Here is a 15,381-nt window from a genome sequence, read left to right on the forward strand (position 1 = left end):
TTCAGCACCGCCGAGGCCCGCCGCCTGGCCGGTCACCCCGGCAGGGTCAGCGCGGTCGGCGTGTTCCCCGGCCTGGACCGGGCGCCCGAGGGCGCGGTGGTCTACACGGGCGACGAGCGCGGCAGGCTGGAGTTCCTGGACGCCGAGCAGGCGCGGGTCAAGCTGATCAGCATGGGCGGCGCGCTGGCCGGCACGTCGCTGCTGGTCGCGATCCTGGTCGTGATGGGCACGTTCGCGCTGTCCATCCAGCAGCGGCAGCGCGAGCTGGCCCTGCTGCGCGCCGTGGCGGCCACTCCCCGGCAGGTGCGCAAGCTGGTGGGCGGCGAGGCGCTGCTGGTCGCCGGGGCGGCCGGGGTGCTGGGCGCGGCGGCGGGCATCGGGGTCGGGTTCTGGCTGCGCGCCCAGTTCGTCTCGCTCGGGACGGTCCCCGCCAACCTCGGCCTGGTGGTCAGCCCGTTCCCGCCGCTGGCCGCGCTGCTGGCCACGGTCGGCGCCGCCTGGGTCGCGGCCCGCGTGTCGGCCCGCCGGCTGACCAGGATCCGGCCGGTGGAGGCCCTGGGCGAGGCGGTCCTGGACAGCGGCAGGGTGGCCCGGTGGCGGCTGGTGGCCGGGCCGCTGGCCCTGGCCGGCGCGGTGACGCTGACGGTGGTCCTGTCGAGCCTGCGCACCGAGGCGGCGGCCACGCCCGTGACGATGCTGACCGCGCTGGTCTGGACGATCGCGCTGACGCTGCTCGGCCCGCTGGTCGCACGGGTGGCCGCGGCGGTGTTGTCGGTCCCGCTGCGGGCCTCCCGCGTGGGCGGCTTCCTGGCCGCGCGCAACCTGCGCGCCAACTCGGGGTCGCTGGCCTCGGTGTTGTCCCCGCTGACCCTGATGATCGCGATGACCTGCACGATCCTCTTCGTCCAGACCACGATGGGCCACGCCGCGCAGGAGCAGGCCGACGCGGGCACCCGCGCCGAGTACGTCGTGACCGGCGTCTCCGCCGCCGAGGCGGCCAGGGTTCCCGGCGTCGAGGCCGTCACCCGGGTGCTGCGCACGACCGTCCGGTCCGGCCTGGACAAGTACGGCGCGCAGGCGGTCACCTACGACGACCGCACGATGGACCTGGGCATCGTCGCCGGCTCGATGAAGGACGTGGCCGTCAGCTCGACCGCCGCCGAGCGGCTGGGCGTCTGGGTGGGCGACCCGCTGAAGCTGACGCTGGGCGACGGCACCCCCGCGACGGTGACGGTCAGCGCGGTGTACACCCGCGGGCTGGGCTTCGGCGACCTGACGTTGCCGTACGACCTGGTGGCAGGCCACGTGGACGAGCCCGCGGCGTCCCTGCTGGTCAAGGCGCCCGCGCTGACCGTGGACGCCCTGGCCGGGGCGCTGCCCGGGGCGTCGGTGCTGGACCGGGCGCGGGCCGCCGAGGTGAGCGCGTCGAATCCGCAGGCCACGTTCGTGGCGCTGGGCCTGATCATCGCCTTCACCGCGATCGCCGTGGTGAACACGCTGGCCATGGCCACCTCGGCCCGCTCGGGCGAGATGCGCGCGCTGCGCCTGGCCGGCACGACGCGGCGGCAGGTGCTGCTCATGCTGCGGCTGGAGACGCTGGGCGCGGTGGTCACCGCCGTCGTGCTCGGCACCGGGGCCGCGCTGGTGACGCTGGCCGCGTTCGGGGCGGGGATGACCGGGTCCGCGGTGCCGTACGTGCCGGTGGGGACGTACGCGGCGGTGGTCGGGGCGGCGGCCGTGCTGGCCCTGGCGGCCACCGTCCTGCCCGCCCGGCTCACGATGCGCTCGGCCGCGTGAGCGGACGGTCAGTCCGCCGGGTGCGCGGAGTGCCCACGAAGCCCGAGGCGGTCAGTCCGTCGGGAGCAGGGTGCCGAGGGGGCCGAGGTCGAGGTTGAGGTCGGCGGGCGTCAGCCCGAACCGGTCGCACAACTCGGCCATGGCCTCCTCCAGCCGCATGAGGGTCAGCCCCACCGCCTCCAGCTGCTCCCCGGTCAGGTCGCCGTTGTCCATCCGCCGGACGCACTGGCGTTCCACCAGCTGGCGGATCAGCTCGACCAGCGTCAGCACCAGACGGCTCAGGTCGTGCTGCACCGAGTCGGCGTCCGTCTCCAGCCGCCACTCGCCGGGTCTGGCCACCCGCCCGTCAGTCTGGCTCGTCATGTCGCATCCCTCCTTCGACCGCGTCGCCCTCGCGCACGCTGACCAGCAGGGCCCGCAGCGAGATGCGTACCAGGTCGATGCCGGAGATGGACAGCACGAGGTCGCCGGTCACCACCGCCCCGCCCGCCAGCAGGCGGTCGAGCAGGTCGACGAGCGCCACCCGCTGGTCGGGCAGGCGGCCCTGGGCTGCGAGCCGGGCTCCTCTCGGCTCAGGAGGCGTCACCGCGGGCCGCCTCACCGTCCTGGTCGAGGGCGGCGAAGGAGTAGGGCGCCCACGGGCCGACGAGCTCCACGGTGACCCCTCGATCGGCGACGTCCTCGATCACCCGCGCGAACTCGGCGGCGCGTGCGTCGTCCACCAGGTAGGCGCCGTTGAGGACCATCTGCTCCCGCCGTCCGGACAGCTGCGGGTCCTGGGCCCGGTGGCATCTGCCGACGACGGCGACGTCCATCAGCGCCTCGTGCACGGCCCGGGCGTGCTCGGCGGCCCGGCGCCAGTCGGCCTCCCGGCTGCGCAGGGCGGCCCGGCGGCGGTTCAGGTAGGCCGCTCCCGGCGTCGCGCCCGGCGTCGCGCCCTGCGTCGCGCCCTGAGTCGCGCCTTGTGGGTCGGCCGCGGGCTCCGCGCCGCCGGGAACGGCGTACGCCTTGACGCCCCACTCCCGCCGGCCGGCCACCCGCGCCAGCACCGCGTCGAACTGTTCGTGCCGCTCGTCGAGCAGCTCCCGGACCTGCGCCTCTCCCGTGTAGACGGTGACCAGCCGCACCGGCGCCGTGGGCCTGAGAGCGGCGACGGCCTCCACCACCCGGTGGTGGGCGCGCGCGGTCTCCTCCAGCCAGGCGAGGTCCTCCATCGAGCGGCGCAGCGCCTCCTCGCCGAACTCCGCCAGCGAGACCGTGCTGAGGAACGCGGCCAGACCCCGGTGCGCGAGACAGCGCACGGGCGCGCCCGCCACCCCCGCCAGGCCGTCAGGCCCCTCGCCCTCGTCGCGGGTGACCGCGTAAAGGTAGACGCCCTGGTCAGTGGCCACGCTCGACCGCCTCAGGCACGTGGCCGGGCGCGTGCCCGGTCGCGGCGCCGCCTTCCACCACCCGGGCGGACACCATCTCCTCAAGGGCCGCGAGACGGCGGCGCAGCTTGCGGTTCTCCTTCGCCAGCTCCTGGGTGTCGCCGGTGAGCCACGGGTCGTGCTCCCACCAGTCGATGCCCATCTCGCGGGCCGTGTCGACCGAGGCGATGAGCAGGCGCAGCTTGATCGTCAGCAGCTCGATGTCGAGCAGGTTCACCTGGATGTCGCCGGCGATCACCACGCCCCGGTCGAGCACCCGTTCCAGGATGTCGCCGAGGTTGGCCGACTCGCGGCCGCCGGAGGCCGGCTGGTACGACGCCCCGGGCATGTACGGGCTCGACCGCACGTTGGCGCTCACCGCGAGCCCTCGGCGAGGTCGCCGCTGCCGCGCTTGTACCGGCGCACCCGTCGGTAGGACAGGAGGCCGCCCGACATGTCGAGTTCGAGCTCGTACAGGGCCAGGGTGTCACCGGAGGACGGGATCCGGCGGTCCTCCACGATCTCCACGCCGACCAGCCATCCGTCCTCGGCCGGCTCGACCCGCGTGACGCTCTCGGCCTCCTTGCCGGTCAGCTCGGTCATCATCCGCAACCCGACCCCGGCCACCTCGGCGGCCGGCATGTCCGCCGCACGCGTGCGAGGCGGCCCCTCGCCGCCGGTTTCCGCATGCCCTGTCGTCCCCGGCACGCGCTTGTGCTCGGTCTCCTGCCTGGCAGGCACCACATCACCCCCGTACTCCCCTGGTGCGGCCCCCCGCTAGCGCCTCACCAGCCGACCATCCCCCGCAAGATCTCCTCCACCGCCCGGTCCTCCTCCTCCGCGGAGATCCGGCCGTCGGCCCTGGCCTGCTCCACCGCCTCCAGACGGCGCCGGACCACGGCCGGGTCGTGCAGCTCGCGCTCGACCTGGTCGCGCATGAGCTCGCCGAGCTTGACGACCGCGTAGAGCGGCATGAGTGGCCAGCCAAAAAGCAACGTCCCCAGTCCCAAGGATGTTCACTCCTCCCGGGTGCCCGCGTCCGTGCCGGCGCGGTCAGCTCGTGCCGACGAAGCCGTACGGTCAGCTCGTGCCGACGAAGTCGTACGGCGCCATCGGGCCCAGCAGCCGCAGCTCGACGCGTCCCGACCAGCGGCGGGCCAGCTCGTCCACGGCCTGTTCGAACTCGGCCCGCCGGTCGTTCGCCACCAGCGCGGCCACGTGCGCGGCGTCCCGTTCGTGGGAGGGCTCGCGCACGGCCAGCTGTTCGCAGACGTCGGAGAGCTCGTCCACCACCGTCGCGGTGTCGGCCTCGCGCTTGTCCGCGATCGTGCCCTCGATGATCTCGCCGAGCCGCATGCGCTCGTTGCGCGTCGCGTCCTCCGAGCGGCCGGTGATCTGCTGCCGGAGGCTCTCGGCCTCGCCGTTCTCGCGCAGGATCTCGGTCAGGATCGCCCGCTCGTCGTACCGGCCGTTGACGACGTACTGCGTCCGGCCCTCCACCTCCTGAAGGGCGTCGGCGAACTGGTCGTGGTAAGGCTTCAGCAGCTCCTCCAGCACGGCCTCGGAGTTCGTCAGCACCGCCCCGAAGCGGAACGGCAGCACCGGCACCTCCGCCGCGGTCTGGTCGAGCAGCCGCTGGTGCGCCTGAAGGTCGCGCGGGCGGCCGAGCGGGCGGTCCGGCTCGACGTCGCTCACCAGAGCGGCGACCTGGCCGAACGGCACCAGCCGCACGTCCCCGCCGGGATCCCCCACCCCCTTGGTCCCGGGCTCCACCTCGACGTCCATCGGTACGATCCCGTACACGTAGGACGCGTAGCCGTTCATGCTCGCCTGCGCCCTGTCCTCGGACCCGGCGGCCTCCGCGGCCTCTCTGTGTGGCGACATCTCAGTCATCCTCTCTACGACGTGCCCGGCGCGGCTCTTCCTCGCGGTCCACGACCTCACCCGTGAGCTCCTGCAACTCGTCGGGCTCGTCGGAGGCGGCCTCCAGCTCCCCGGCGTCAGGCTGGCTCGCCTGGCCGACGGCCCTGGCCGCCGTCACGCCCTCGACGACCTCCGGCAGACCCTTCTCGGTGGCCGACAGGTCGAGGCGGTTGGCCGCCTCCGCGAAGCGCAGGTAGGTGTCCACGCTGGCCACGACGATCCGGGTGTCGATCGTCAGCACCTCGATGCCGACGAGCGAGACCCGGACGAAGGCGTCGATGACGAGGCCCTTGTCGAGGATGGTGTCGATGACGTCCGCCAGACTTGTCCCCGCGGTGCCGCTGCTGGCCGGTGTACCGCGACCGGCAGGCTGAACGGTCATGTCGTTCCCCCTGGTTCTGGGTGGCCGGGCCCTCGGCGACAGGCCCTGACGAGTGGCTACTCGGCTCGGATCCGGCGCCGGCGTACCGGGCGATCCTGCTCGGCGGACCGGCGGGTGGGCGCTCCGGCGCGACGCCGCGCCACGGCCGGAGCCGCGGGACGCTCCTCTTCCTCTTCTTCTTCCTCTTCGGGCTCCTCGAACTCTCCCTCTTCCTCCTCGAACTCCCCTTCTTCTTCCTCGGGCTCCTCCTCTTCCTCCTCTTCTTCCTCTTCCTCCTCCTCGGGCTCCTCCTCGTACTCCTCCTCGGGCTCTTCGGCTTCCGCCCGCTCGCCCTCCTCGGGCTCTTCGGCTTCCGCCCGCTCGCCCTCCTCGGGCTGCTGCTCCTCGGCTTCCTGCTGCTCCCGCTCCTCCTGGACGGCGGTCTCGTGATCCTTGACGACCTGACTGTCGCGGATCTCGCCGCGCCAGCCCTCCAGCTCGTCGGGCTTCAGCAGCAGGTGCGCCATCACGTGCCGTCTGAAGTGCTTGAGCTCCAGGCGTACGCGCCGGCCCTGGGCGCGCCACAGGTTGCCGGTGCGCTCGAACAGGCCCTGCGGGTGGTACTCCAGCACGACCAGGACCCGGGTCAGGTCAGGCGAGACCTCATGGAAGGTCACCGCTCCGTCGACATACCCCTTCGCTCCCTCGGACCGCCAGATGATCCGCTGGTCGGGGATCTGCTCGATGATGTGCGCCTTCCAGGTCCGGTGCGACCAGAAGACCTGGGCCTTCCAGGACACCTCCTCGTCGGACTCCTGGTTGATGGTCTCGACCTTCTTCATGAAGGTCGGGAAGTCCTGGAACTGGGTCCACTGGTCGTACACCAGGCGCCGGGGCGCACCGACGTCGATCGACTCGACGATGTTGGTGATCTTCGCGTGGCCGGCTTTCCCGCCGCCACGGCCGGTGATCTTCTGCCAGATGCCTTTGAGTCCTCCCTTGAGGCCTCCCTTGATGCCTCCCTTCAGACCTCCTGTGAGACCGCCTTTCAGCGCTCCGCTCATGAAGCCGGGCTTGTCCGAGCCCGTGACCGCGCTCATCAAGCCCTTTCCGCCGTGTTCGACGTAATCGGTGAGCCGGCCGGTCAGTCCGTCGAGCTTGTCCCCGGCGGAGGACAACACGCGCGTGCCCGCCGCCTGCAGGAGTCCCTGCGCGGACTGCACGAGCCGGTCCATCGGCAGGTTGTCGGCGATGCCCTGGCCGGCCTCCCCGGCCTTCCCCGCGACGTCCCCTGCCTTTCCGGTGACGTCCCCTGCCTTGCCGGTGACGTCCTCGACCGTGCCCGTCGCGGCCTGACCGGCTCGACGGGCCGTTCCGGCGGCCTTGCCCAGGGCTTCCCCGCCGCTTCCGGTCGCCGTCCTCTTCGCTGCATCAGCCACCGCACTCACCTCCGTGACTGGCCGACCCGCCGGACAGGACGTGTCCGCCGCTGCCCTCTGTGACCCTCATGACCCTCTTGACCCTCGGGCCTGCGTCTGGCCTGCTCCGGCGCCTCGGGTTCCTCTTCGTCCTCGTCCTCCTGGTAGCGATCGTTTTCGTCGTACTCCTCCTCGCCGTAGTCGGCTTCCTCGTCCCTGGGCGCCTGCCGCTTCGTGGGCTGCGGCTCGGCTTCTTCTTCCTGCGCGGTCCCGGACTTCTCCCCACGCTCCTGGAGCTTGTGGGTCAGGGAGTCGATCTGCTTGGTGGCCGCGGAGATCACCGCCGCCTTGCCGACTTCCATGAGTTCGCCGCGAAGGCGGCCGGTCATCCGCTGAATCTCGGGATTGGAGCCGAGGGTCTTGACGCCCTGCGCCAGCAGGCCACCAGCCCCACCCTGGCCGCAGCTGGCGCGTCCCGCCAGCCCGGCCGCCGCCAGTGCCGCGGCCGTGCGCAACTTGTGGCGCCTGCCGAGGTAGTACCCGGCGAGTACGGCAAAGGCCATCTGCAATCTGCTCGACATGGTCAGCTCTCCTTCCGCTCGCTCACCATCTCGACCCGCACCGGAGTCCAGTGCGCGGTCCAGTGCGCGCGGACAGACCCCGAACACGCCGACGCCTGCTCGCCGCGGCTTGACCTACCCGGAAAACCGACAAAGCACCCAATTGGCGAAAAACGGGACAGGGAGTTGGTGTGTGGGCGCGAATCCAAGCCGACCCATCAGGGCGTGTTTAGCCTCGCCTGCCCACGGGCTCAGGCGAGCGGAAGCGTCAGGACCTGGGCCCGACCTGCCCAAGGATCCGCCAACTCCCGAACCGGAGTGCTTGCGTCGAGCGTCATACGGGCCAGACGGCAACCGTCTGAGCGTGATCTCGGAGGCGACCATGAACGACCTGCCATCTTCCGTGTTCATCCGTCCGGCCCCATCCCGGTCCGCGGCGCGCGGCAAGGGCGTCCTTCCGCCGTCCGCGCTCTTCCGGGGATCGCCGCTCGCCCCTCGGAGGCGTTTCGGCCACGTCTTCGTCGTCATCGCGGTCGCCCTCTCGCTCGGGACGGGCGTGTTCGTCGGATTCACGGTCAGCCGTGGGCTGCAGGAGGAAGCTCAGGGGCGCGGGCCGGCGGGCGTCGCGAGGGCGGCCGTCCCGCAGGCGGCTCCGTCCGCGCCTTCCCGGCCACCGGCCGCCCAACCGGCCCACCCGGTCGTCACACGGCCGAAGACGGCGGCGAAACACACAGCGAAACACACGGCGAAGCACACGGCGAGGAAGCCGCAGCACGCGAAGAGGCGGAGGCACCACCACTCGCCGTGCGCCAGGTTCGAGGGGTTGCGGGCGCGCGTGTGCCATACGATCTTCCGCTGACTCTTGAGCTTGTCAATTCGAGGCCGAAGGGCTGGTCAGCCGCCGCCTGGACCCGGCGGACAACCGCTACACGCTGTCCGCGCTCACCCCCGCCGGCGAACGATGCGCGGCCGACCTCGACCGCTCGCACCAGGCGTACCAGGAGCGGCTCCTCGACGGCGTCCCGCCGCACCAGCGGGACCTCGTCCTGGACGCCCTGCGCCGCGTCCGCGCGAACATGACCGAACGGGAGAGCCGATGACCGAGGACGCACGGGCCGCGGCCCACCGCATGTACGCCGCCTTCAACGCCCGCGACCACGCCGCCACGACGGAGATCTTCGCGGCGGACTTCCACAGCCACCCCCTGGGCACGACCGGCCCCGACAGCGTCTCCCAGGCGTGGCGACGGTTCCACGAGGCGTTCCCCGAGGTCCAGGTGGTCGTCGAGGACCTGATCGTCGAGGGGGACACGGTCGCCGTCCGCACGAGCGTGCACGGCATTCCCGACCGGGAGCCACCGACCATGCTGGAGATGTTGCGGGTGCGCGACGGACGGATCGCCGAACTGTGGGGCCTGTCCTCGCTGCGACGCGACTCCTGAGCCCGGCCTTCCCCGCAACGCAGAAGAGGCCCCGAAGGGCCTCTGACCTGCTGTTGGAACCGGCGGCCTGCGCAAGGTCCCGAGCTCGCGCGGGCTTGGCCGACAGTTTCACAGTCCCGCCGGATGAGCGCTCTGACCTGCGGCTTCTTCCTGAGGGCGGTTCCGGCGGGTTGGCCCGCCCTCTCGTCGGAAGCCGGGGGTCACAGGCTGCGGGCGGTGATGTCGCCGTTGGAGGTGGTGGCGTGGATGTCGAGCTCGACGGTGCCGTCGTTCTTGAGTGCGTTGGTGACGCGGCCGTGGCTGGTGCCGGCGTCCAGGGCCGCCGAGACGCCGGTGGCGGCGGTGATCGAGATGTCGCCGGACTGGGTGCTGAGCACGACCTTGCCGCCCGCGGCCTCGGCGATCCGGATGTCCCCGCGTGCGGTGCTGATCTCCGCGGGCCCGCCCAGCCGGCCGACCTCGACGTCGCCGTCGACCGCCGTGAGGCGGAGGCTCGCGGCCTCCTCGATCTCGATCCGGCTGTACGCGCCTTCGAAGGCGACGTCGCCGAGGCGTCCGGTGGTCCGCAGCTCGGCGCTGGCCGCCTTGGCCTCGACGCGGGAGCCGGCGGGCAGCTGGACCGTCACCTCGATCGACCCGGACGGGCCGAGGATCTGGGTCTTCGCCGTGGTCGCGATCCGCAGGACGCCGTCGGCGTAGTCGACCGTGGTCTGCTCCGCCGCCTGCACGTCGCGGCTCTTCGAGGCGTTGGCGGGCCGGACCTCGACCGTGGTGTCGCTCCGGTCGTCCGCCACGAACTGCACGCGTCCGGCGGGGATGTCGAGGACGACGCGGACGGGGGCGGGGGTGGTGAACTGCATGATGCTCTCCTGCGAGTGGTGGTCTCCGACGCCCGCCCCTGGAGGGACGGGCACTTGGCCCGCTTCGCGGCCCTGGGGCCGCATCGCTGAACCGTTCATGGGTCAACCATCGCGGGCCGCTCTGATACCGCGCCGTCACCGCCCTGACATGGCCGCTGACATCCGGCAGGACGCGGACAGCCCCGCCGCCCTGCGGCCTCAGCCCATCGTCGCGAGGGTGTCGCGCAGCCGGCGCAGGTCGCGCATGCGGGCCTCGTACGTCGCCCCGACCACCACGAGCAGCAGGCCGCCCACGGCGATCGGCACCCAGCGCGGCACCGCGAGGAACAGCTCCGACACGTACGGGGCCAGTTCCCGCACCACGACCCCGGCGACCACGACCGCGCCGATCGACGTGGGCGCCTGGAGCTTGGACCGGACCCCGGCGAGCAGCACCGCCAGCGCCAGCACGCCGAGCGCCAGCGACCGCCGCCATTCGGCGTCCGAGTACACCGCCACCAGGCTGGGCAGCATCGTGAAGGAGAGACCCGCCCCGTAGGCGGCCCACGACGTGACCGCCGCGCCGCGCCGCCGCCACCAGCCGGATCCCAGCAGCACCAGCGAGCACGGCACGGTGTACGCCTCGACGACGGTGACCTCATCCGCCCCCAGCCGCAGCCACGACGCCAGCAGCAGCAGGACGGCGCCGGCGTACCTGAGACCGGTCCCGCCGCTCCGGCCGGCCGGGCCCGTCCACAGCGACATGAGCAGCACCAGCACCCCCGCCACGGCGAACCCCATGCTCCCCGCGACCAGCAGGCGCACGCCCAGCGAGAGCCCCGCCGCCACCGCCTCCAGGCCTAGGAACAGGGCGGCGAAGCCGGCTCCCCAGAGCCGGAGCTCCTTCGGCCTGGCCGACAGCGCCATCGCGGCGGCCGCCGCCGCCAGGATCGGCAGCACGATCAGCGTCGCGGGCTCGCTGCCGAACGCGTACGCCGCCGCCCGTACCGAGACGGGAGCGGCGACGAGCGCGCAGGCCACCGCCCACCAGGGCGTCCGGCCGCGGGTGGCGGCCACCGCGAGTGCGACGGCCGACGCCGCCTGCACCGCCGTCGCGACCGGGTAGGGCATCCCGAAGGCTTGGGGGGCGACCGCGATCGCGAGCGCCCCGGCCACCAACGCCCCGGCCGCCGCCACCTTGACCAACCACCCACCAGTGCCGCGCCCGGCCGCCGCGAGGAGGGCGGCCGCCGGTATGGTCAGGACCACCACGTCCACCGGCGACGCCATCTCGAACGGCGGCCACTCCCGCCCGTTCCAGGCGCCCGTCCAGAGGACGTCCAGCCAGGCGAACGGCGCCGCCAGAGTGACCACCAGCTGGGGCAGCACTGTCAGCGTGGTCAGCAGCGCCACCAGCCCGCCGGTGCCCATGACCGCCGCCCGTACCCGCCGCCAGGGCAACCGGCAGGCGGCGAGCACCACCCCGAGCGCCGGGACGAGGTAGGCCAGGGGACGCCAGTCCGTGCCCGGACCGTCCAGCATCGGTTGCGCCAGCGCCGCCGGCACGGCGATCAGCGTGAGCGCGGTCCCGACGGCGACCGCGGAGCCCCAGATCTCCCTCCCGGCGTCGCCCCGCCTGGCCAGCAGCCAGGTCACCCACCCGCCGAGCAGCACCAAGGCGACCAGCGGCACCGACCTGACCAGCGCCTGACCGACGGAAGGCGATCCCAGCGCGTACGGCACGCCGCTCAGCAGGGCGAGGACCGCGACCGCGCTGCCGGTCGAGGCGGCCGTCACCCGCACCGCTCCCCGGCCGCGGCGGACCAGGGCGACGTCCAGCGCCGCCGTCGTCACCAGCGCGGCCACCAGCCAGGTCACCGGCCAGTCTCCGACCAGCAGCGCCAGGACCGGCTGCGCCAGCACGACGGCGACGGGAGCAGGCCCGCGAAGTCGGGTGATCCGGGCATAGGCCACCAGGATCAGCGCGGTGAGCCCGAACACGCCCGCCGTGTACTGCAACGCGTCGAGGGAGTCCACCCCGAGGAGTCCCACCCGCCTGGCCGCGTAGCCGTCGAGCAGCAGCAACGCGACCGCGAACCCGGCCATGGTCTCGGCCGTCGCGGTGAGCCTGCGCCGGATCAGCACGACCGGCGCCAGCATCACCAGCGCGGTGAACGCGGCCAGCACGGCTGCGCGCCCGCCTATGCCCAGCTGGCCCCAGCTCACCACGGTGAACACCGCCGCCGCCACCGTCAGCAGCAGGCCACCGAGGATGAGCAGGACATTCTTCGCGGTACCCGCGGAGACCTCCGGCCTCGCCGCGCCGGGGCCCGCACCCCCGGATCCGGCCGCCACCCCCGGATACGGCGGCAACGCGCCCGCCTCTGGGGGACCCGCCGCACCGGCGCTCGCCGCTTCCGCACGCAAGGTTCCGAGCAGTTCCGTACGGCGGGCCTGCAGCCCGGCGAGCTGGTCCCCCAAGCTGGCGAGAGCCTGATCCACCTGCCAGAGCTCATGCGCGACGAGGCCCTGCAGAGGCAGCGCACACCCCGGGCAGCTGGAAACCGGCTCCTGAAGCCCGGCCCCGGACAACATCACCCCGCAGTCCGGACACTTCATATTTCCCTGCACCGACACTCCGTTTGAGCCCGACGAGATGACCCATATTGCACCGTGACGTCCTTGCGAATCACTGTCATCGGTTGTCGTAGCGGATTCCGGCCCGAGTGATGGCGACTTCAACGTCGCCGCCTACGCCGCTCGGGGCGGAACCGTCCTCGCCGACACGGGATGGGCCACCAAGTACGTCAGCAACCTGGCCGAGCCGTTGTCATTGGGCACGGCCGTGGCCATGGTGTTCGCCAATGTCGAGGACTCGGACTTCACCTACAGGGTGAACGACCGTCTGATCACCACGTTCGGCCTGTACGGCTACCGCTACCGGGAGGGCGACGATCCCGACCGGCTGCTCGCGGATGTCCGCGAACTGGGCCTGTACGACGACGGGGACGGATACCACGAAGACCCCATCCCCGGTGCTCTGGCCCTCGCCTCCCGCGCCACCGGCGTACACCTGTCCCGCGCCCACTACGCCCGACCGGCCCTCACGGGTTCGACCGATCACCTCATGGCAGGTTGACCGCGCCGAGGACTTCGGCGACGGCCACCCGGCGCCCGTCCCCCTCCTCGGGTCTTCACGACGGTCAACCGCACCACGACGTGCGGCGCACCGCTCGCCGGTGATCCCCGCGGAGACGTCAGATCCACGTGCCACACTTCCCGTGATCACCCAGGGGGAGAAACCGGTCACGTCCGCGGATTACGCATGGGAGACCGACTGCGCGCCTCCTCGACGTAGCGGACGCCGATCTCCCGATCAGGAACCCGGGACGCCGCCGCCCGTCTCCGCACGCCGGGCCAGCGCCAAGAACGTGACCAGCACCGCGCCCGCCGAATAGTGCAGCATCGGCCCGAACCCGACGATGTCCCAGCCGCCGAACTCAAGCGTTTCCCGGCAATCGTCCAAGATGACCCGAACGGCGTAGGGAAGGCTGAACACCCCGGCGAAGACCACGAACAGCGCCACCGTCACCCATGCGGCGAATGCCCCCCACCCGCCACGAAGGGCGAGAGTCGCACACAGCCCCAGCGCCATCACGCCGGTGGGCCAGCCGGACAACTCCGCGGAGATGGTCCCCCAGTTGATCTCGATCAGCCAATCGAACTTGCCGGGTTTCCACGGCTCTGCGCTCAAGGGGCAGGCATAGCCGTGCGCCGAGTAGGTCGGCCCGCCAGAAAGGCGCCACTGCAAGGTACGCGAAGCGGGAGCCGCCAGAGCCGCCAAGGTCAAAAGGGGCACTCCCCAGCGCGGGGGAATCGCCGATAACGGAAGCAAGACAGCCGCCATGTGATCGCAGCAAAAGGACGCCCAGCCTAGATCATTTCCCGTACGTATGTCAGCTGGCACCCTTCACGGCGGTTGGGAGCTCTCGTGCGGTTTTCGCTGAACCTGCATCCACAATGGGCCGATGCGAGAACCGTGGGTGCATCTGGGCCAGCTGTGGACGAACGGCGATCCAGGCCTTCGGATGACGACGGCGTGCATGATGTTCGCATTCAAGGTGCACTGGCACACCCAACTGGACGACGAGAACTGTTTCGCCCGGTGGCTGCTGACCCCGCATGAACCTCGCGATCAGCCGGCACCGGAGTGATCGCCACCCTCGTCACTCCGCGGGGTGTGGCGATCATGGCGGCGAGCTGTGTCACAGGGGGATCGGCAGTGCCGAGCAGGGGCTGTCCATCAGTGCCTCGTCCAGGCGGACGCCGCTTTCCAGTTCCACCACGGCGAGGCAGGCCGCAATGATGTCCACCCTCGCCTCCGCGTCCTCGCTGTCATAGCCGCTCGCGAGAAGGTCGATGTACGGGCTCAAGGGACCCAGGTGGTCTGCCCATCTCGTGAAAGGCGGAGGGTCTGGATCCGGGTGATGGAGGTAGCCTTCGACCTGGCCGTAGCGGACGTACATGCTGGTGTTGCCTTCGATGTCGAAGGACACGTACCAGTGCCGGAACCCCTGGCCGGCGAGTCGCTCGGTCATCTCCGTGCGGTCGCCGCCCGGGTTGACCCAGTCCAGCGTGACGATGCCGTTGCCGACCTGGTAGAGGCTGATGGAGCCGGTGCTGCGCGGCAGTTCGTCGGGGCCTTGGAGGGTGGCGAGGTCTGCCCCGAGTCGGCCTACGGCGTCGTTGATGGACAGGACACCGGAATCGGGAAGCGTCACCGTGTAGGCGATGGTGTCGAGGTGGCTCAGCATGTCGCCGTAGCGAGCGACGATTCCGTCCAACACGAGACCTTGAGTCATTCGGTGATCCCGTGCTGCTTCAGGCGGGCGGCCAACTCACCCATGTCCCTGGCGCTGGACCAGGCCTCGCCTCCGCCGCTCCGCCGTTCCTTGCCCCCTACCAAAGCCGTGCCTCCGGATCGCCGGCCGACCAGCTGCGGATCTTCGAATATCAGCCCCTGCGGAGGCACGAGCATCAGCTCGGCACCCGGCGGAAGAGGTTCCCCCGGGTCGTGCACCTCCAGTTCCTGACCAGGTTGCTCGCGCGGGAACGCGAGCATCCTGGTGCCGACCGGAAGCGCTTCTTCAAAATCTGCGACAGATCTGCGCGGCTTACACTGCTCGACCGGGATCTTCGGATCGCTGACCACACCACCCTGGCTGAGCTCTATGTAAACGAGCCCATCAGGGATCGTTTTCCGCCCCTTGACGCCCTTGAGCGCTTCCGTGACACGCATCCGCAGGACGACGCGATGGTCCAGAGGACCGCCGGGATAAGTCTTCAGAACGGGGCCCTGCTGCCAGCCGTCGATTGTTCCGGCCGCCACGACGGGACGGTCCGCGGCGAGTTCCTCCGGTGTTCTGTACGGGTCGAAGTCGGCCTCGACCACGCGTAACAGCGACAAATCCAAAGAGCCCTTCGCTTCAGAGCCGGGGGCCTGCCCCTGCTTCGGGCCCGCTTGTGTCGCGGGCGCGCCGCCGCTGGGTCCATCGCAGGCGGACAGGGCCGCCGTGGCGGCGAGGGCGAGCGCGGGAAGGGTCTGCTTCCTCATCGTTGTCCTCCCTCGCGGT

19 protein-coding genes are annotated in these 15,381 nt (G+C 71.6%); 4 read left to right on the plus strand and 15 right to left on the minus strand.

What is annotated here, in order from left to right; translation table 11 throughout:
• On the plus strand, positions 1 to 1,797 hold a 1,797-nt coding region (locus ACWCSD_RS00005), incomplete at its 5' end, for an FtsX-like permease family protein (RefSeq protein ID WP_449912071.1).
• 51 nt (positions 1,798 to 1,848) lie between these two features.
• Here ACWCSD_RS00005 and ACWCSD_RS00010 read toward each other — a convergent pair.
• The 10 genes from ACWCSD_RS00010 to ACWCSD_RS00055 all read right to left on the minus strand — a co-directional run bounded on the left by ACWCSD_RS00010 (position 1,849) and on the right by ACWCSD_RS00055 (position 7,489).
• Positions 1,849 to 2,160, minus strand: a complete 312-nt coding sequence (locus ACWCSD_RS00010; protein ID WP_397154362.1) for a gas vesicle protein K — start codon at positions 2,158 to 2,160, stop codon at positions 1,849 to 1,851.
• Positions 2,144 to 2,383, minus strand: a complete 240-nt coding sequence (locus tag ACWCSD_RS00015) for a gas vesicle protein (RefSeq protein ID WP_358289850.1) — start codon at positions 2,381 to 2,383, stop codon at positions 2,144 to 2,146. The genes ACWCSD_RS00010 and ACWCSD_RS00015 overlap by 17 nt, the downstream gene beginning before the upstream one ends.
• Positions 2,370 to 3,188 (minus strand): GvpL/GvpF family gas vesicle protein, encoded by an 819-nt coding sequence (locus ACWCSD_RS00020; protein ID WP_449912075.1) that lies wholly within the window; start codon positions 3,186 to 3,188, stop codon positions 2,370 to 2,372. The genes ACWCSD_RS00015 and ACWCSD_RS00020 overlap by 14 nt, the downstream gene beginning before the upstream one ends.
• A complete protein-coding gene (gene gvpJ, locus ACWCSD_RS00025; protein ID WP_352355870.1) occupies positions 3,178 to 3,555 on the minus strand; it encodes a gas vesicle protein GvpJ in 378 nt (125 codons plus the stop codon). The genes ACWCSD_RS00020 and gvpJ (ACWCSD_RS00025) overlap by 11 nt, the downstream gene beginning before the upstream one ends.
• Positions 3,556 to 3,581: 26 nt before the next feature.
• Positions 3,582 to 3,947 carry a gas vesicle protein GvpO gene (locus ACWCSD_RS00030; protein ID WP_449912077.1) on the minus strand — a complete coding sequence of 122 codons (366 nt, stop codon included), beginning with the start codon at positions 3,945 to 3,947 and terminating at the stop codon, positions 3,582 to 3,584.
• A 44-nt stretch (positions 3,948 to 3,991) separates the two neighbouring features.
• A complete protein-coding gene (locus tag ACWCSD_RS00035) occupies positions 3,992 to 4,216 on the minus strand; it encodes a gas vesicle protein GvpG (protein ID WP_397154368.1) in 225 nt (74 codons plus the stop codon).
• 70 nt (positions 4,217 to 4,286) lie between these two features.
• Positions 4,287 to 5,090, minus strand: coding sequence for a GvpL/GvpF family gas vesicle protein (locus tag ACWCSD_RS00040; protein WP_449912080.1), 804 nt, complete (start codon positions 5,088 to 5,090; stop codon positions 4,287 to 4,289).
• 1 nt (position 5,091) lies between these two features.
• Positions 5,092 to 5,511, minus strand: coding sequence for a gas vesicle protein GvpJ (gene gvpJ, locus ACWCSD_RS00045; RefSeq protein WP_358289862.1), 420 nt, complete (start codon positions 5,509 to 5,511; stop codon positions 5,092 to 5,094).
• Positions 5,512 to 5,567: 56 nt separating this feature from the next.
• Positions 5,568 to 6,938, minus strand: a complete 1,371-nt coding sequence (locus ACWCSD_RS00050) for an SRPBCC family protein (protein ID WP_449912081.1) — start codon at positions 6,936 to 6,938, stop codon at positions 5,568 to 5,570.
• Positions 6,935 to 7,489 carry a hypothetical protein gene (locus ACWCSD_RS00055; protein WP_449912083.1) on the minus strand — a complete coding sequence of 185 codons (555 nt, stop codon included), beginning with the start codon at positions 7,487 to 7,489 and terminating at the stop codon, positions 6,935 to 6,937. The genes ACWCSD_RS00050 and ACWCSD_RS00055 overlap by 4 nt, the downstream gene beginning before the upstream one ends.
• Positions 7,490 to 8,564: 1,075 nt before the next feature.
• On the opposite strand from ACWCSD_RS00055, the gene ACWCSD_RS00060 reads away from it, so the two are divergent.
• Entirely contained in the window at positions 8,565 to 8,909 is a 345-nt protein-coding gene (locus tag ACWCSD_RS00060; protein WP_358289875.1) for an ester cyclase, read from the plus strand.
• A 200-nt stretch (positions 8,910 to 9,109) separates the two neighbouring features.
• Here ACWCSD_RS00060 and ACWCSD_RS00065 read toward each other — a convergent pair whose 3' ends face one another.
• On the minus strand, positions 9,110 to 9,772 hold the full coding sequence (locus tag ACWCSD_RS00065; RefSeq protein ID WP_449912246.1) for a DUF4097 family beta strand repeat-containing protein: 663 nt from the start codon (positions 9,770 to 9,772) through the stop codon (positions 9,110 to 9,112).
• A gap of 195 nt (positions 9,773 to 9,967) precedes the next feature.
• Positions 9,968 to 12,250, minus strand: a complete 2,283-nt coding sequence (locus tag ACWCSD_RS00070; RefSeq protein ID WP_449912085.1) for an SCO7613 C-terminal domain-containing membrane protein — start codon at positions 12,248 to 12,250, stop codon at positions 9,968 to 9,970.
• 190 nt (positions 12,251 to 12,440) lie between these two features.
• On the opposite strand from ACWCSD_RS00070, the gene ACWCSD_RS00075 reads away from it, so the two are divergent.
• Positions 12,441 to 12,887, plus strand: coding sequence for a DUF6461 domain-containing protein (locus ACWCSD_RS00075; protein WP_449912248.1), 447 nt, complete (start codon positions 12,441 to 12,443; stop codon positions 12,885 to 12,887).
• Between the two features lie 237 nt (positions 12,888 to 13,124).
• On the opposite strand, the gene ACWCSD_RS00080 is transcribed toward ACWCSD_RS00075, so the two are convergent.
• Positions 13,125 to 13,502, minus strand: a complete 378-nt coding sequence (locus ACWCSD_RS00080; RefSeq protein WP_397154378.1) for a hypothetical protein — start codon at positions 13,500 to 13,502, stop codon at positions 13,125 to 13,127.
• Between the two features lie 274 nt (positions 13,503 to 13,776).
• On the opposite strand from ACWCSD_RS00080, the gene ACWCSD_RS00085 reads away from it, so the two are divergent.
• Positions 13,777 to 13,962, plus strand: coding sequence for a hypothetical protein (locus ACWCSD_RS00085; protein ID WP_449912087.1), 186 nt, complete (start codon positions 13,777 to 13,779; stop codon positions 13,960 to 13,962).
• A gap of 51 nt (positions 13,963 to 14,013) precedes the next feature.
• Here ACWCSD_RS00085 and ACWCSD_RS00090 read toward each other — a convergent pair whose 3' ends face one another.
• Both ACWCSD_RS00090 and ACWCSD_RS00095 read right to left on the minus strand, forming a co-directional pair.
• Complete coding sequence (locus ACWCSD_RS00090; RefSeq protein ID WP_449912089.1) at positions 14,014 to 14,592, minus strand: hypothetical protein; 579 nt, start codon at positions 14,590 to 14,592, stop codon at positions 14,014 to 14,016.
• A 14-nt stretch (positions 14,593 to 14,606) separates the two neighbouring features.
• Positions 14,607 to 15,362: a hypothetical protein gene (locus ACWCSD_RS00095; protein ID WP_449912091.1), complete on the minus strand. Its 756-nt coding sequence runs from the start codon at positions 15,360 to 15,362 to the stop codon at positions 14,607 to 14,609.
• Positions 15,363 to 15,381: the final 19 nt, after the last annotated feature.

This window comes from Nonomuraea sp. NPDC001684, assembly GCF_053596515.1.

What these genes read in the sequence shown, in the direction of transcription:
- ACWCSD_RS00055 (WP_449912083.1), bottom strand. Translation starts at nt 7,489, where the DNA reads ATGTCGAGCAGATTGCAGATGGCCTTTGCCGTACTCGCCGGGTACTAC.
- gvpJ (WP_358289862.1), bottom strand. Translation starts at nt 5,511, where the DNA reads ATGACCGTTCAGCCTGCCGGTCGCGGTACACCGGCCAGCAGCGGCACC.
- ACWCSD_RS00010 (WP_397154362.1), bottom strand. Translation starts at nt 2,160, where the DNA reads ATGACGAGCCAGACTGACGGGCGGGTGGCCAGACCCGGCGAGTGGCGG.
- ACWCSD_RS00085 (WP_449912087.1), top strand. Translation starts at nt 13,777, where the DNA reads ATGCGAGAACCGTGGGTGCATCTGGGCCAGCTGTGGACGAACGGCGAT.
- ACWCSD_RS00060 (WP_358289875.1), top strand. Translation starts at nt 8,565, where the DNA reads ATGACCGAGGACGCACGGGCCGCGGCCCACCGCATGTACGCCGCCTTC.
- ACWCSD_RS00040 (WP_449912080.1), bottom strand. Translation starts at nt 5,090, where the DNA reads ATGTCGCCACACAGAGAGGCCGCGGAGGCCGCCGGGTCCGAGGACAGG.
- ACWCSD_RS00095 (WP_449912091.1), bottom strand. Translation starts at nt 15,362, where the DNA reads ATGAGGAAGCAGACCCTTCCCGCGCTCGCCCTCGCCGCCACGGCGGCC.
- gvpJ (WP_352355870.1), bottom strand. Translation starts at nt 3,555, where the DNA reads ATGCCCGGGGCGTCGTACCAGCCGGCCTCCGGCGGCCGCGAGTCGGCC.